The following is a 15,583-nucleotide window of genomic DNA, read 5'->3' as shown; positions in this document are numbered from 1 at the left end:
GTGGCGCGAGATTCCGGGTTCACACGCTGACGCGCGTGCCCCGGAATGACGATCAAGACCATTTTTGCATTCTGCCGGGAAATCGCTATTTTCCGCGGCCCGGAGGCTCCTCAATGTCCGTTATCGATCTTGCCGCGAACCCGAGCGACCTGCGTGCGCTCGCCGAACAATCCAGCGCCTGGCCGTTCGAGCAGGCGAAGGCGATTGTCGCGCGGCTGAAGAAAGCGCCCAAGGACGAGGTGCTGTTCGAGACCGGCTACGGCCCGTCCGGCCTGCCGCATATCGGCACGTTCGGCGAGGTCGCGCGCACCTCGATGGTGCGCCATGCCTTCCGCGTGCTGACCGAGGACAAGATCAGGACGCGCCTGCTTGCCTTCTCCGACGACATGGACGGCTTCCGCAAGGTGCCGGACAACGTGCCGAACAAGGATCTGCTGGCGCAATATCTGGGGCGGCCGCTCACCGCCGTGCCGGATCCGTTCTCGAACGAATATCCCTCGTTCGGCGCCGCCAACAACGCGCGCCTGCGCGCCTTCCTCGATCATTTCGGCTTCGACTACGAGTTCGCGAGCTCGACCGACTATTACAAGTCAGGCCGCTTCGACGCGACGCTGCTGAAGATGCTCGCCGCCTATGACCAGGTCATGGCGATCATCCTGCCGACGCTCGGGCCCGATCGCCGCGCCACCTATTCGCCGTTCCTCCCCATCAGCAAGACCACCGGTGTCGTGCTCCAGGTGCCGATGATCCGCCGCGACGTCGCCGCCGGCACGATAACCTATGTCGATCCCGACAGCGGCGAAGAGGTCGAGACGCCCGTCACCGGCGGCAACGTCAAGTGCCAGTGGAAGGCCGACTGGGCGATGCGCTGGGTCGCACTCGGCGTCGACTATGAAATGGCCGGCAAGGACCTGATCGATTCGGTGAAGCTGTCAGGCGCGATTGCCAAGGCGCTCGGTGCCACGCCGCCCGAAGGCTTCAACTACGAGCTCTTCCTCGACGAGAAGGGCCAGAAGATCTCGAAGTCGAAGGGCAACGGCCTCACCATCGACGAATGGCTGCGCTACGCCTCGCCGGAATCGCTGTCGCTGTTCATGTACCGCGAGCCGAAGGCGGCGAAGCGGCTGTATTTCGACGTTATCCCGCGCAATGTCGACGACTATCAGCAGTTCATCGACGGGTTTGCCAAGCAGGATGGCAAGCAGCAGCTCGGCAATCCGGTCTGGCACATCCACAGCGGCCATCCGCCGAAGGGCGACATGCCCGTCACGTTCCAGCTGCTGCTGACGCTGGTGTCGTCGTCGAATGCGGAAAATGCCGAAACGTTGTGGGGCTTCATTGGCCGCTACCGCCCCGGCGTGTCGCCGCAGACGCATCCGAAGTTAGATGCGATGGTCGGCTACGCCATCAATTATTATCGCGACTTCGTGGCGCCGACGAAGCAGTTCCGCGAGCCGACCGAGATCGAGCGCGCCGCGTTGCAGGATCTGCGCGATGCGCTGTCGCAGCTGCCGCAGGAGGCAACGCCAGAGGACATCCAGAACGTCGTCTACGAGATCGGCCGCCGCGAGCCGTTTCTCGACCAGGTCAAGAAGGGCAAGGACGGCCGCCCCGGCGTCACGCTCGATTGGTTCAACATGCTCTACCAGGTCCTGCTCGGCCAGGAGAAGGGCCCGCGCTTCGGCTCCTTTGTCGCCGTCTACGGCGTCCAGAACGCGATCAACATGATCGACGGTGCGCTGGCGCGGAGTGCGTGATCCCGGGATGGGCGAGCGAGGCTACAGTGGCTCGCCCGCCTTGGTCGTGAATTTGTAGACGCCATCCGGCCCGAGCACGGCGTGCATATCGACGTCGGGATAGCTGATCGCGTCGTCCGGTGTGCGGTCGCCGATCACGAGCAGCCTTGCGTCCCGCGCCGTTCGGTTGACGAAGCGGTGTGCGTCGCCGCTGCCGGCGGGAAAGCCGGCGCACATTCCTGCCGTCAATACCTGCGCGCCGCCATTGGTCTCGAGCACCACCTCACCTTCGAGCACGAAGACGAATTCGTCCTGACGCGAATGCGCATGGCGGAACGAGGATTGGCCGCCTGGAATGATCCGGGTCAGGTTGACGCCGAAATTCGTCAGGCCGGCGTGATCGCCGAGCCGGCGATTGTAGCGCATCTGGTTGGCGGCGCGGTGCACAGCCGGATAGCTGGTAAAATTGCTCTCGCTCACGTCGTCCGGATCGAATGCCGGGAGCGTCAGTCTGGACGGTGGGGTCATTGCGCTGTCCCGGTCAGGTCGGTGATCGGCACGGCGTCGGCGGCGCGCATCAGGGTCAGCAGCATGCGGCAGATCGGCGTTGCGATCTGATGGCGCTCGCCGGCCGCGACCACGGCGCCGGTCAGAGCGTCGACCTCGGGGGCGCGTCCCGCCAGCCGGTCGAAATACATCGAGGTGCCGGCGTCGGCGGGGAAGGTCAGCAGCATCGACTGCAGTTTTGTCGCCTCGTCGTCCGCGAGGCGCGCGCCGTCGGCACGTGCGACCGCAGCGGCCTCTTCGAGGGCGGAGAGCACCAGCAGGCCCATGTCCTCGCGCCGGAACACGCCCTGGCGCTGGAGGGTGAGCGCGGTGATCGGATTGGCCACGGCGTTGAGCATCAGCTTGCGCCAGGCGATGGTCTTGAAGTCGGGGCTGACCAGGATCTGCATCGCCGTGCCTTCGAGCAGGTCCACGAAGGCGCGTCCGCCGGAATCGTCGCCGACCGCAAAATCGTAGTCGCTGGCGCGGCGGTAGCGGACGCGGTCGGGCGCCAGCCGCTCGCCATTGTAATAGACGATGGTCGGCACCACGGTGGCGGGCCCGACAAACGGCGCCAGCCGTTCCGCATGTCCGATGCCGTTCTGCAAGACCGCGACGCGGGTGGCGGGACCGCAAAGCCGTTGCAGCCAGGGCGCGCTCGCCGCGGTGTCCTGCGCCTTGGTGCACAACAGCACCCAGTCATGGATCTCGGCCTGCGACGGATCGGTCAGGACATGAGGCCGCGCCTCGATGGTGCGGTCGGGCCGGTCGACGACCAGCCGCTCGATCCGGCGTCTCACGCAGGCGGTGACGTGGTGCCGGCCCGCCGCATCGAGTGAGCCGGCAATGACGCCGCCGATGCTGCCGAGGCCGACCACGGCAATGCGGCGGCGTGCGGACGTGGCGGCGTGATCGCTCAGGGACATCGACAAAACCTCCGGGGATCGCTGTAGGGTCCGTATTCGGCGTCAGTATTGGCYGAAATTGCGGCGCGCCGCGGTTCAGCCGGCCCGCGTGGCCTGCGCATATTGCAATGGAGTGATGCCGTAGCAGCGCCTGAAATGCTTGTTGAGCGCCGCCTGGTCGCAGAAGCCCGCCGCCAGCGCGCTGTCCGCCAGCRAATGGCCTCGCCTGAGAAGGCGGCAGGCGGCGTTGAGCCTGATGTGAACGAGATAGGCGTGCGGCGTCAGCCCGACCGCGCGCTTGAACAGGCCGATCAACTGGAAGCTGGTAAGGCCGGCAAAGCGGGCGAGGTCGTCCAGGCTCAGGTTTTCGGCGTGGCGCTCCCGCATCAGCTCGATCAGCCGCATCGCGACGGCGTCCCGTCCCGCGGGGACATTGCGGCGGTGGCTGCCGCTGCCATGGCGCTCGAACAGCCGGGCGAAGGCATCGATGACGAGCTCGTCGGCGAGGAGGCCGTCCTGCTCGGTTTCGAGCACCCGGTGCAGGCGGCCGAACCGCTCGATCAGGTCGCCATCGTCGAGCATGCTCTCCAGGAAATGAGGCATGGTGTCGACGCCGAAGCGCCGGGCGAGACCGTCGATCGCCGGCCGCGCCAGATAGAAGGCGCGATAGCGCCAGTGGTCGCTGTCGCCCATGCGCGCCGACTGCCGATCCTCCGGATTGGAAATGAACAGCGTGGCCGGGCCGACCTTCTGCGCCATGTTCCGGTTGCGGATTTCGGCGCCGCCGGCCTCGGTCACCGCGATCACGAACGCATCATGGCTGTGAGTGCCGTAGTCGTGGCGGCGGAAATCGGCGCGCAGCAGGCTCATGCCGGCGATCCGCCGGCTTTGCCAGTAGCTCGTGTGGTTCCCGGTGTCCCGTCGCGCCATCGCAAGCTCGCGTCCCGTGTCTTTCGCTCATCCTGACGCCATGGCCGTCCCTGCGCGAAGCGCAAAAACCGGATGGGAGCGTTGCGGCAATTACGGCCAATACGACTGCAGATTGCGCTAGCATGGGGGTTGGAAGACAAGCAAGGCAGCCGGTTGCAACGCGCAACCGGAACGCTGCGCACATCACAGGGGAGGATACCATGCAGTTCAGGGTCGAGCCCAAAGCGCTTGCAGACTATGGTGCCGAGGAGTGGCAGGCGCGGGTCGATCTCGCCGCCGCGCACCGGCTGGCCTTCATGCAAGGTTTCAGCGAGGGCATCTTCAATCATCTGACCTTCGTGGTGCCCGGACGCAGCGATCGCTATTACCAGATCCCGTTCGGCACCCATTGGTCGGAGGTCACCGCCTCCTGCTTCATGGAAGTCGGGATCGACGATGCCGAGGTCAAGCGCGGCGAGGGCGAGGTCGAGCGCTCCTGCTATTGCATCCACGCGCCGATCCACAAGGCGCTGCCGCAGGCCAAGGCGGTGTTCCACACCCACATGCCCTATGCCAGCGCGCTGACGCGCCTGGAAGATCCGCGCATCAAGGAGATCGGCCAGACCGAGGTCGGTCTCTCCGGCGCGATTGCCTATGACGACGAATATGCCGGCCCGGCGCTCGATCCGGCCGAAGGCGCACGACTGGCACGGGTGATCGGCGACAAGACCGTGCTGTTCATGGCCAATCACGGCATCTCCACCGTCGGCGCAAGCGTCGCGGATGCCTACGACAAGCTCTATTACGTCGAGCGTGCCGCGCAGGTGCAGATCTACGCGATGTGGACCGGCCAGCCGCTCAAGCAACTGCCGACGCCCGTGGTCGAGAAGACCCGGCGCGACTACATGGACGATCATCTCTACAACGGCCCGACGCCGGCGCAGCGGCACTTTGCGGCCCTGAAGCGCATGCTGGACCGCAAGGAGCCGGATTACGCGACCTGAGCCGTGGTCGTCGTTCCGCCTGAGGCGGGGCGACGGCAGTTTCGGCCAATACGGCTTGCATCGTCTTCCCCGATACTCCGCGAAGGATGCCGGCGCACGCCTCGGAACAGAATCTTGCAGACTTCGGAGAGTAGAGATGATCGCCCGCATCTGGCGTGCGACGGCGACGCGCGATAACGCCGCCACCTATCAGCATCATTTCGCGGCCATGGTCGTGCCGCATCTCAAGGCGATCAATGGCTTCTCCGGCGCCTCGCTGTTGCGGCGCGAGGTGGAGGGGGGCGCCGAAGTGCTGGCGCTGGCGCTGACGCTGTGGCAGAGCCTCGACAGCATCCGCGCCTTCACGGGGCCCGATCCCGACAAGGCCATCGTCGATCCCGACGCGCGAAGCATGTTGACGACCTTCGATACGACGGCCGCCAACTATGAGGTCGTCGTCGACGTCCGGAATGACCGCTGAAACCTCAAGGCTCCGCGATCAGGTCGAGCGCAGCACGTAACGGCGGTTGTCCTTCTGCACCGGCCGCGCGTTCATGGGATAGAGCTTCGCGAACGCGGCGATATCGGCGCTCGCGACCTGGATCGGGTCGGTCAGCAGCAGCCATTCGACCACCTCCGAGCACGGCGGCGTGGTCAGCGAGCCGGGATAGCGGAAGTAGCTGAGCTTCTGCGGCAGCATGGCGCCGGGATGGATGTTGCTGTCGGCCTTCACCGTGGTCCCTTCCGTGGCCGGCATGGTCTTGATGATCTGGCTGAAAGTCGCGTTCGGCTTGCCCTCGGCCATCAGCACGCCGACCACGGCGAGCCCGCCGGAGTCGGCACGGTGGACGAAATGCGCCTCCATCGGAAAATTCTTGCCCGCGATCATGTGCTCGCTCGGCCGGTGGAAGTGCACTTGCAGCAGCTTGTACTTGACGTCGCCGAGCGCCAGCGTGCTGCCCTCGGCGAAGTTGAGCTGGATCGTGTGCCCGTTATTGACGATGGTGTCGGCGCTCCTGGCCCAGTTCAGCTTCAGCGAGGGCAATTGCGACTTGATCGCTCCGTCGATGTCGATCGGCGACTGTTGCAGGCCGACCGCGCAGGCCTTGTTGGCCGCATCGATGTCGCCCCATTTGGCCGGGCCGCCGGCGCCCTCATAGCTCCAATGCGCGCCTTCGGCCGCGAACGCCGGCTTGCACAGCGGACAAAGGGCGAGACCCGCAAGCGCCTTCAAGGCGTGACGGCGATTCATCATATTCCCCCAGGAATGAATTAGGTTGCGCGAATTCCGCGCAACCTAGGCGAGGGGCGCGGTGAGTCGCAACGGCAATCGCGCGCCGAACCTACTGGCTCGCCCACACGATCCTGGCGACCCACGCGACCTCGCCGACGGCCATCGTGCGCTCGGCCTGCGTCGCGTCGAGCGACCGCAACTCCAGCCCCATCGCCGTGCGGCGTTTCAGCATCTTCACCATGAGTTCGCCCGTTCTGGTCTTCACCACCACGCGGTCGCCCTTGCGGATCGCCGCGCCCGGCGAGACCAGGATGATGTCGCCGTCGCGATAGGCGGGTTGCAGGGTGTCGTCGGAAATCTCCAGCGCAAAGATGTGACCGTCACCGGCCAGCGGCGGCGCAACCTTGTCCCAGCCCTTGCCGGAGGGGAAGCCGAGGTCGTCGAAATAGCCGCTGGCGCCGGCCTGCGCGAAGCTCAGCAGCGGCACCGATCGGCCGTCGCCCGCGTCGTCGTCGATCAGCTTCACGAAGGTGTCGATCGACGAGCCGGCCGCAGCGAGCGCCTTCGCGATCGATTCGGTCGAGGGCCAGCGCTCGCGGCCGTCGGAGGTGACGCGCTTGGATCTGTTGAAGGTGGTCGGGTCGAGCCCGGCGCGCTTGGCAAGCCCGGACGGCGACAGGCCGGCGCGCGCCGCCAGTCGATCCAGCGCGACCCAGATCTGATCGTGGGTTAGCATCCTCTGCGCTTTGGCCTGCCTGACCATGGGAGGTCCAGCCCGTCGCAACTCAGGAAAACTGTCCTCAAATCAACCGGTTTTCCGTTTTTCGTGCAAGGGGCAGCGGCTAAGTCTTGAGTTCGCGAGGTGCGACGATTACGGTCGCGCCCGGGCTTTAAAGACCCGTGAGAAACGAAAAACCCCAAGAGACTCAACGAGCTGACTCAATGAGCTGACTCAACGAGCTGTCTCAACGGGCAAACAGGGCTCCGCAAGCGGTGGTCAAGATCTACAAAATCTGCCCGGCCTCGGCCTGGCGCGAGGCCGAACGCGACGGCGTCTACCGGGGCAGCGCGGACGACGCGCGCGACGGTTTCATCCATCTCTCGACCGCTGCCCAGGTTCCCGAGACCTTGCGCAAGCATTTCTTCGGCCAGCGGGCACTGTTCCTGGTCGAGGTCGACGATGAGGCGCTCGGAGCCGGCTTGCGCTGGGAGCGCTCGCGCAATGACGAGCTGTTTCCGCATCTCTACGGTGAGCTCGATCTCGGCGCGGTGATTTCGGTGACGAACCTCAACGTGCGCTCCGACGGCGGCCACGACATTCCGGAGCTGTTGCCGTGATCCGCGCCTTCGACGCCTTTTCACTGCCGGTGCTGCGCTGGCTCGACCCGGAGGACGCGCATCGGCTCGCGATCCAGGGCTTGCGCTTCCTGCCGCCCGGTAAGCCGCGGCCCGACGATCCCAAGCTCGCGGTGCGCGCGTTCGGGCTCAACTTTCCCAATCCGATCGGCATGGCGGCGGGCTTCGACAAGAGCGCGGAGGTGCCGGATGCGCTGTTGCGGCTCGGCTTCGGCTTCGTCGAGATCGGCTCGGTGACGCCGAAGCCGCAGAGCGGCAATCCGCGGCCGCGGCTGTTTCGGCTCGAGCGCGACGAGGCCGTCATCAACCGCATGGGCTTCAACAATGACGGCGCGGAGACAGCCCTTCGGCGGCTCGCCGCGCGCGCGCAGCACGGCGGCATCGTCGGCGTCAATGTCGGCGCCAACAAGGATTCGCCCGACCGCGTCGCCGACTACGTCAAGCTGATCGAGACCTTCGCGCCGGTCGCGAGCTATTTCACCGTCAACGTCTCCTCGCCCAACACGCCCGGCCTGCGCAACCTCCAGGAGGGCGCGCTGCTCGACGAGCTCCTGGCAAAAGTGATCGATGCGCGCGAGCGGGTACGCCAGAAGGCCGGCGACACCCCGGTGCTGCTGAAGATCGCGCCTGACTTAAGCCTCGCCCAGCTCGACGACATCGTGCAGGTCGCGCGCTCGCGCCGGGTCGACGGCATGATCGTCTCCAACACCACCATCGCGCGGCCGAGCACGCTGCGCGAGGCGACGCGCGCGAAGGAGCAGGGCGGCCTGTCCGGCCGGCCGCTGTTCCGCCTGTCGACGCGCATGGTCGCGGAGACCTATGTTCGGGTCGAGGGCGCCTTCCCGCTGATCGGCGTCGGCGGCGTCGATTCCGGCGGCGCCGCGCTGACGAAAATCCGCGCCGGCGCCAGCCTGATCCAGCTTTATTCGTCGCTGGTCTACAAGGGCCTCGGTCTCGTCGACGAGATCAAGCGCGACCTCACCTCGACGATGCTGCGGACGGGGCGGGATTCGCTGTCCGAGATCGTCGGCGCCGATGCGGCGACGCTGACGGCGGAAGACTGGCCGGGGCTATAAGCCCGCGCTGCCCTTCGCTTCTCCCCGCGTGCGGGGAGAGGCCGGAATTTGCGAGAGCAAATTCCGGGTGAGGGGAGTCTCCGCGAGTCCAACTCTCACCGTCCCTGCGGAGGCTCCCCCTCACCCCGACCCTCTCCCCGCAAGCGGGGCGAGGGAGAAGAGAACGTCGCCCCATACAGCGCCGGATAGCGCGCGCCCTGCAAGCCGCCGCGTGCGACGTAGAACGCGATCAGCGCGACCCACAGCCCGGCATTGCCGAACGATTGCAGCGCCCACCAGGTGGCGAGGAAGATCGCGAGCGAGGCCAGCATCAGATTGCGCATCTCGCGCGCCCAGGTGGCGCCGACATAGATGCCGTCGAAGCCGAAGGCGAACACGCCCGGCACCGGCGCGAGCACGATGAACGGCAGGAACTCGCGCGCGGCGCGGCGGACATCCTCGCTCGCGGTCATGAAGTTGATGATGTTCGGGCCGAACAGCGCGAACAGCACAGCAACCACCAGCGCGAAGCCGAGCCCCCACAGCAGCACCAGCCGGGTCGAATCCGCAAAGCCTTTCGCGTCGCGCGCGCCAAAGGTGCGGCCGCAGAGCTGCTGTGCCGCGTTGGCAAGGCCGTCGAGGAAGAAGGCGCTGACCAGCAGGAAATTGTTGAGCACGGAATTCGCGGCCAGCGTGACGTCGCCGGCGCGCGCGCCCTTGGCGGTGAAGAACAGGAATACCGCGATCAGCGCCGCGGTGCGGATCATGATGTCGGAGTTCACCGCCAGCATGCGCATCAGTTTCCCACGGTCGAACAGGCGCGCGCGGGCAACGGCAAAGCCGCCATCCGCATGGCGCCGGCAGACGATCACGCCGAGCACGAAACCGACCGTCTCCGACAGCAGTGCGGCCATCGCCGCGCCCGCGATGCCGGTGTCGTAGACCAGCACCAGCACCAGGGTCGCTGCCGTGTTGATGAGGTTGATCACGACCTGGAGCGCGAGCGCCGGATTGGCGCGGGCTTGTCCCACCAGCCAGCCGAGGATGACGTAGTTGGCGAAGGCGAACGGCGACGACCAGATCCGGATCATGAAATAGGTCTTTGCGGCGCGCGTTACGCCCTCGCTGCCGCCCATCAGGTCGAATAGCGCCACGGTCAGCGGCAGTTGCAGCGCGATCAGCGCGGCCCCGATCAGGCCCGCGACGATGAAGCCGCGCACCAGGATCGCAGTCAATTCGCGCGTCTCGCCCGCGCCGAGCGCCTGCGCGGTGAAGGCGAGCGTGCTCATGCGCAGGAAGCCGAACAGCCAGAACAGGCAGTCGAAGATCACCGACGCCATCGCGACGCCGCCGAGCAGCGCGGCATCGTCCAGTCGTCCGATCGCCGTGGTCGAGACCACGCCGATCAGCGGCGTGGTGAGGTTCGCGACCATCGCCGGACCCGCGATGGCGAACACCTGGCGGGAGCCGACCTTGGGATGAACGGGCGCGTGCATGTCAGAACACGAGCACCATGCCGTCTTCGGCGGGGAGATGGGCGATGTCGTCGAGGCGCGACAGCACATCGTCGCTCATATGGGTGAGGACGAGGCGTTTTGCGCCGATCGCGGGAAGATGCTGTTCCAAGGTCTTCAGGCTGAGATGGTTCTTGACCACCTTCTCGTACATATAGGCTTCCGCGATGAAAAGGTCCGCGCCATGCGCCAGCGGAATGAGCGTCTCCGTCCATTCGGTATCGGCGCTGTAGGCGAGCGTGCGGCCTTCGGCCTCGACGCGGTAGGCGAGGAAGGGCCCGCCGGATTCGCCGTGCACGACCGGATAGGGCGTCACCGTCACCGCGCCGAAGTCTTGACTTTGCCCGGGTGCGAGTTCGACGACGGAGAGATCAAAACCCCGCTTCCGTTTGGTGGAGTGCTCGAACAGCGCCTCCATCACCTGCGCGAGCCGTGTCTCGATGCCTTGTGGGCCGGCGATCGTCAGCGGCCGCGTTCGCCGCGAAAATTGCGCCTCGATCAGGAAGAACGGCAGCCCGGCAAAATGTTCGCCATGGAAATGCGTGATCAGGATCAGGTCGATCGCGTCGAGCTCGATCTCAAGCCGCTTCAGGGCCGGCAGCGACGAGGCGCCGCAATCGATCAGGAAGTTGCTCTCGCGGCCCGCAACGTGGAAGCAGGTGTTGAACCTGCCGCCCGAACCGAAGGCGTCGCCGCAGCCGACAAAGCGCAATTGCATCGGCTGCGACTCCGTAAGGGTCTTAGCGGCGCGGCGCGCCGAAGACGCGCATCAACAGCCAGACCGGGACCACGATGACCGCGCCGAGCAGGAAATAGCGCCACAGCCAGTTGATGGTGTCGAAGCCGAGATCCCAGAGACGCTGGAACAAGAGGCGAATGCTGTAGAGGATGTTCCAGGGGTCGAAGCCGATCGCCGCCAGCACGACGCCGACCAGGACAGAGAGCAGGACCAGGCGAAACGCGACCGCCAGCGGCGAGCCGCCGAGAAAGCGGTTCAGGCCGTCACTGCGGCCGGCCGGCAAATCTCTGACGTCTTGGACCATCTGGAAACTCCTTGGGCGGATTCGACCCCATTATAGGGCACGGCGAGGCACATGGGGAACCCGCAACGGGGCGTCAATCAGCTTACCGCATTTTAATTCGGACAAGCGCCAGAGCTATAATTTGGGTGTGCTGCCCGCCGCGGGCTCCTAAACCTCTCCCGCTCGCGGGAGAGGTCGACGCGAAGCGTCGGGTGAGGGCTCTCTCCTCTGGGGGAATCCCACAGTGGAGGCACCCTCTCCCCAACCCTCTCCCGCAAGCGGGAGAGGGGGCGCACCTCCGCCCAGGCGTTAGTCGGGGCTCATCGCTGCACACTTCAAGCCTCAACCTCCGCCGCCTCCGCCTTCAGCATCTTTTCCAGCGTTTCCAGCCGGTCGGCCTCCCGCGGCGGCTTGTCCCAGCGCAACCGGCTGATGCGGGGGAAGCGCATGGCGACGCCGGATTTGTGCCGTGGTGAGCGCTGGAGACCTTCAAATGCCACCTCCAGCACCAGCCCCTTGTCGGGCTCGTGCACGACATGACGCACGGGCCCGAATTTCTCCGTGGTGTTGTTGCGGACGAAGCGGTCGATCTGGAGCAGCTCCTCGTCGGTGAAGCCAAAATAGGCCTTTCCGACCGGCACCAGCTCGTCGCTGTCCGCGCCTGCGGTCCAGACGCCGAACGTGTAGTCGGAATAATAGGACGAGCGCTTGCCGTGACCGCGCTGCGCATACATCAGCACGGCGTCGATGATGTGGGGATCGCGCTTCCACTTCCACCATTGCCCCTTCGGCCGTCCCGGCAGATAGGGCGCATCGCGCCGCTTCAGCATCACGCCCTCGACGGCGTCCGCGTCCTCGCCGGCGCCGGCACTCGCAGGATCGGCGCGCGCGGCGGTCAACGCCTCCCAGCTTGCGAACGGCACCGTGGGCGACAGGTCGATGCGCGGATCGTCGAGCGTCCCGATGAAGGTTTCCAACCGTCCGCGCCGTTCCGCGAAAGGCAGCTCGCGCAGATCGTTCTCGTCGTCGCCGAGCAGGTCATAGGCGCGGAGGTGAATCGGAAACTCCTTGATCAGCTTTGGCGAGACGACCTTGCGATTGAGCCTCTGCTGAAGGACGTTGAAGCTCTGCACGCGGCCCTCGCGCAGGATCAGAAGCTCGCCGTCGATCGCACCTGGCAGGCGCAGCGACGGCACCAGGTCCGGAAAGCTTCCCGTGATGTCCTCGCCGGTGCGCGAATAGAGTCGCGCCGTGATGTGGCCGCGGTCGTCGCGGCCTGCCACCGCCTGCACGCGGATGCCGTCCCATTTCCATTCGGCGATGTAGTCGGCGGGATCGAGCGCGGCGAAATCCGTATCCTCGATCGCATGCGCCAGCATCACGGGGCGGAACGGCGCGGGGTCGCGATTGACCGGCTTGTCGCCGCGGCCCYCCAGCCAGGCGAACAGGTCGAGATAGGGCGGCGCGAGCCCGGGCCAGATCAGCTCGACCTCGTGCGGATCCTTGTCGCCGAGCGCCGCCGCGGCGGTCTTTGCCAGCCGTGCGGAGATGCCGATCCGCAGCGCGCCGGTGACGAGCTTCAGAAGCGCCCAGCGGCCAGTCTCGTCGAGCTCGTCGAGCCAGCGTTCGAGCTGCTTCGGCAGCTCGGTCTTGCCGAGGGTGCGGAGCGTGGTGACGACCTCGGTGAGGGTTGGGGGAGGCGGGTTGTTGTGGTTGCGGGCGTGGAGTGCATCGCTGACATCTCGCCCGGAGTACCCCCCTCCCTGACCCTCCCCCACATCCGCCTTCGCTCTTCGAGCTACGGCGGACAAGAGGGGGGAGGGAGTGCGTCCCTCATGCAAAAATGGTTCGCTCGCGTTTGCCGACGTCTTGCTTGTCGACTGCTCCGAACTCTGTTGCATTCCCTCCCCCCTTTTGTCCGCCGAAGCTTTAGCGAAGGCGGATGTGGGGGAGGGCGGGGGAGAGGGGTGGCCCGGAAAAGATTCGTCGTTACCGAGCACCTGCTTCGGCCACATCAGCGCCACCGTTTCCGAGAGATCGCCGACGTAGTCGTAACTCAGCCCGAACAACACCTCATCCGTGCGCGCCGCGATCAGATCGCGGATCAGTGCCGGCTTGGCGTGCTTGAAGCTGAGTGCGCCGGTCAGCGCGGCCAGCGCATAGCCGCGGTCGGGATCGCCGACCTCGCGAAAGTAGCCGGTGATCAGCCGCAGCTTGTTGTTGCGGCCGGGCTCGTAGGCGAGGCGGTCCAGCAGTTCGGCGAAGCGATTCATGCTTCGGCCTCATCAGTGAGTGGCGACTCGCTCTCCCCCTCGTCGCCATAGCCGACGAGATCGAGCGGCTGCGCCCGCAAACCCTGCGACTTGCACCAATGCACCAGCGCGTCTTCCTGGCCGTGCGTGACCCAGATCTCGCCGGCGCCGGTCGCGGTGATCGTGGCGGTGRGGCCGTCCCAGTCGGCGTGATCGGAGATCACGAGCGGCAATTCGACGCCGCGCTGCCGCGCGCGGGCGCGCACGCGCATCCACCCCGACGCAAAGGCGGTAACGGGATCGGGAAAACGGCGTGTCCAGAGATCGGACGTTGCCGAGGGCGGCGCCAGGGTGATGGTGCCGGCGAGCCCCGGCTTCTTCACGCCAATCACCGGCCTGAGCTCGCCGAGCGCGATGCCGCGGCTTTGATAGTACTCGGTGATCTTCTCCATCGCGCCATGCAGATAGATCGGCGCGTCATAGCCGGCCTGCCGCAGCAGCGCGATCACGCGCTGGGCCTTGCCGAGCGAGTAGGCGCCGACGAGATGCGCGCGCTCCGGAAACAATGCGACCGAGGCCAGCAGCTTCCTCACCTCGTCGGCCGCATCGCCGTGGCGAAATACCGGCAGGCCGAACGTTGCCTCGGTGATGAAGACGTCGCAGGGCACGAGCTCGAACGGCGTGCAGGTCGGATCTCGCGCGTCCTTGTAGTCGCCGGAGGCGACGATGCAGGTGTCCTTGCATGTCACCGCGATCTGCGCCGAGCCCAGGACATGGCCGGCCGGGTGGAATTTCACGCTGACATCGCCAAGCCGGATCTCCTCGCCATAGCGGATGGCTTGCGTCGATCCGGCGAAATCCTCGCCATAGCGCAGCCGCATCATGTCCAGCGTTTCCTGCGTCGCCAGCACCGCGCCATGGCCGGCACGGGCGTGGTCGGAATGGCCGTGGGTGATCACCGCCCGCTCGACCGGGCGCACAGGATCGATATGGAAGCCGCCGGGCTTGCAGCACAGGCCGTCAGCAGTTGGCAGCAGGATGTCTTGCGGACGCATGTGCGTCATATAGGCAGCGCCCACCCCAAATTAACCCGTCATGCGCGGGCTTGACCCGCGCATCCATCCACTTAAAAAGTTCCTTTTTTGATGGATTGCCGGGTCAAGCCCGGCAATGACGAGCCGAGTCCGATGCCCCTGCGCCTTTTCCACTCTTCCGGCGATCTCATGGCCGACCGCCGCTTCGAGTTCGCGCGCGACCTCCAGCTCAAGGGCGATCTGCCGGCCGCTGCCGACCTGCTGGAGCAGGCGATCGAGCTCGCCCCAAATTTCGCTTCGGCCTGGTTCACGCTCGGCGAGATCCGTCAGCAGCTCGGCGAGCGCGACAAGGCCATCGCGGCGTTGCGTAAATCGCGGGAGTTCGATCCGGAGGATCAGCATGGCGCCGGCCTGCATCTGATACGGCTCGGCGATGCGCAGATGACGGAGATGCCCAAAGCCTATGTGCAGGCCCTGTTCGATCAATATGCGCCGCGCTTCGAGCACGTGCTGATCAACGATCTCGGCTATCGCGCGCCGTCCCTGATCTTCAAGGCGGTGCTGGCCGCGCGGGTCGCCGCGAAGAAGCCCGCCTTGTTCAAGCGCGCCATCGATCTCGGCTGCGGCACGGGCCTTGCGGCAGCCGCCTTCGCAAGGCAGGTCGATCATTTCACCGGCATTGATCTGTCGCCCGGCATGATCAAGGAGGCACGCGCGACGGAGCTCTACGCCGAGCTCGAAGTCGCCGACATGATCGAGGGCCTGCGCGGCAAGGCTGATGCGAGCGCGAACCTTGTCGTGGCGGCGGACGCCTTCGTCTATCTCTCCGATCTCGCGCCGGTGCTGACCGAAGCCGTGCGCGTGCTTGCATCGGGCGGCGTGCTCGCCTTCACGCTGGAGACGCATGACGCTGGCGGCGTCGTTCTCGGCGAAGGCCTGCGCTATGCCCATTCCGCGGAATATGTGCGCGGCGCCATGGCCAAGGCCGGATTCAAGCTCCTGACATTGGACCCGGCATCGCCGCGCAACGAGAACAC

At 66.1% G+C, this 15,583-nt stretch carries 16 protein-coding genes; 6 read left to right on the top strand and 10 right to left on the bottom strand.

Going from position 1 to position 15,583, the window contains the following annotated elements:
* Positions 1–113 precede the first annotated feature (113 nt).
* On the top strand, positions 114–1,757 hold the full coding sequence (locus ACXJL8_RS13510; RefSeq protein ID WP_456619633.1) for a lysine--tRNA ligase: 1,644 nt from the start codon (positions 114–116) through the stop codon (positions 1,755–1,757).
* Between the two features lie 21 nt (positions 1,758–1,778).
* On the opposite strand, the gene ACXJL8_RS13505 is transcribed toward ACXJL8_RS13510, so the two are convergent.
* From ACXJL8_RS13505 to ACXJL8_RS13495, 3 genes are all read right to left on the bottom strand, one after another.
* On the bottom strand, positions 1,779–2,264 hold the full coding sequence (locus ACXJL8_RS13505; RefSeq protein ID WP_456619634.1) for a cupin domain-containing protein: 486 nt from the start codon (positions 2,262–2,264) through the stop codon (positions 1,779–1,781).
* The gene (locus tag ACXJL8_RS13500) at positions 2,261–3,208 is read right to left on the bottom strand and encodes a 2-dehydropantoate 2-reductase (RefSeq protein WP_456619635.1); all 948 of its coding nucleotides are present in this window, start codon (positions 3,206–3,208) and stop codon (positions 2,261–2,263) included. Before ACXJL8_RS13500 ends, ACXJL8_RS13505 begins: the two co-directional genes overlap by 4 nt.
* 75 nt (positions 3,209–3,283) lie before the next feature.
* Entirely contained in the window at positions 3,284–4,117 is an 834-nt protein-coding gene (locus ACXJL8_RS13495) for a helix-turn-helix domain-containing protein (RefSeq protein WP_456685100.1), read from the bottom strand.
* A 200-nt stretch (positions 4,118–4,317) separates the two neighbouring features.
* On the opposite strand from ACXJL8_RS13495, the gene ACXJL8_RS13490 reads away from it, so the two are divergent.
* The gene (locus ACXJL8_RS13490; RefSeq protein ID WP_456619637.1) at positions 4,318–5,100 is read left to right on the top strand and encodes a class II aldolase/adducin family protein; all 783 of its coding nucleotides are present in this window, start codon (positions 4,318–4,320) and stop codon (positions 5,098–5,100) included.
* A 136-nt stretch (positions 5,101–5,236) separates the two neighbouring features.
* On the top strand, positions 5,237–5,560 hold the full coding sequence (locus ACXJL8_RS13485; RefSeq protein WP_456619638.1) for an antibiotic biosynthesis monooxygenase family protein: 324 nt from the start codon (positions 5,237–5,239) through the stop codon (positions 5,558–5,560).
* 18 nt (positions 5,561–5,578) lie between these two features.
* Here ACXJL8_RS13485 and ACXJL8_RS13480 read toward each other — a convergent pair whose 3' ends face one another.
* Both ACXJL8_RS13480 and ACXJL8_RS13475 read right to left on the bottom strand, forming a co-directional pair.
* Positions 5,579–6,331: a carbonic anhydrase gene (locus ACXJL8_RS13480; protein WP_456619639.1), complete on the bottom strand. Its 753-nt coding sequence runs from the start codon at positions 6,329–6,331 to the stop codon at positions 5,579–5,581.
* 91 nt (positions 6,332–6,422) lie between these two features.
* Positions 6,423–7,076 carry a S24 family peptidase gene (locus ACXJL8_RS13475; protein ID WP_456619640.1) on the bottom strand — a complete coding sequence of 218 codons (654 nt, stop codon included), beginning with the start codon at positions 7,074–7,076 and terminating at the stop codon, positions 6,423–6,425.
* A gap of 230 nt (positions 7,077–7,306) precedes the next feature.
* Between ACXJL8_RS13475 and ACXJL8_RS13470 the strand changes: the two genes are divergently transcribed.
* Together ACXJL8_RS13470 and ACXJL8_RS13465 are read left to right on the top strand one after the other, a co-directional pair.
* Positions 7,307–7,651 carry a DUF952 domain-containing protein gene (locus ACXJL8_RS13470; protein ID WP_456619641.1) on the top strand — a complete coding sequence of 115 codons (345 nt, stop codon included), beginning with the start codon at positions 7,307–7,309 and terminating at the stop codon, positions 7,649–7,651.
* A complete protein-coding gene (locus ACXJL8_RS13465; RefSeq protein WP_456619642.1) occupies positions 7,648–8,745 on the top strand; it encodes a quinone-dependent dihydroorotate dehydrogenase in 1,098 nt (365 codons plus the stop codon). The genes ACXJL8_RS13470 and ACXJL8_RS13465 overlap by 4 nt, the downstream gene beginning before the upstream one ends.
* Before the next feature lie 95 nt (positions 8,746–8,840).
* On the opposite strand, the gene ACXJL8_RS13460 is transcribed toward ACXJL8_RS13465, so the two are convergent.
* The 5 genes from ACXJL8_RS13460 to ACXJL8_RS13440 all read right to left on the bottom strand — a co-directional run bounded on the left by ACXJL8_RS13460 (position 8,841) and on the right by ACXJL8_RS13440 (position 14,567).
* The gene (locus ACXJL8_RS13460) at positions 8,841–10,220 is read right to left on the bottom strand and encodes an MATE family efflux transporter (protein WP_456619643.1); all 1,380 of its coding nucleotides are present in this window, start codon (positions 10,218–10,220) and stop codon (positions 8,841–8,843) included.
* Position 10,221: 1 nt separating this feature from the next.
* Positions 10,222–10,956 (bottom strand): MBL fold metallo-hydrolase, encoded by a 735-nt coding sequence (locus tag ACXJL8_RS13455; RefSeq protein WP_456619644.1) that lies wholly within the window; start codon positions 10,954–10,956, stop codon positions 10,222–10,224.
* Positions 10,957–10,978: 22 nt separating this feature from the next.
* The gene (locus ACXJL8_RS13450; protein WP_456619645.1) at positions 10,979–11,281 is read right to left on the bottom strand and encodes a DUF6460 domain-containing protein; all 303 of its coding nucleotides are present in this window, start codon (positions 11,279–11,281) and stop codon (positions 10,979–10,981) included.
* 314 nt (positions 11,282–11,595) lie between these two features.
* On the bottom strand, positions 11,596–13,533 hold the full coding sequence (locus tag ACXJL8_RS13445; RefSeq protein WP_456685099.1) for an ATP-dependent DNA ligase: 1,938 nt from the start codon (positions 13,531–13,533) through the stop codon (positions 11,596–11,598).
* Positions 13,530–14,567: a ligase-associated DNA damage response exonuclease gene (locus tag ACXJL8_RS13440; RefSeq protein WP_456685101.1), complete on the bottom strand. Its 1,038-nt coding sequence runs from the start codon at positions 14,565–14,567 to the stop codon at positions 13,530–13,532. Before ACXJL8_RS13440 ends, ACXJL8_RS13445 begins: the two co-directional genes overlap by 4 nt.
* A gap of 132 nt (positions 14,568–14,699) precedes the next feature.
* Here ACXJL8_RS13440 and ACXJL8_RS13435 point away from each other — a divergent pair.
* On the top strand, positions 14,700–15,583 hold an 884-nt coding region (locus tag ACXJL8_RS13435), incomplete at its 3' end, for a methyltransferase domain-containing protein (RefSeq protein WP_456685098.1).

The organism is Bradyrhizobium sp. P5_C11_2 (genome assembly GCF_054049755.1).
The sequence above is the reverse complement of the archived record's forward strand: the minus strand, read 5'-3'. Positions and strand labels throughout refer to the sequence as shown.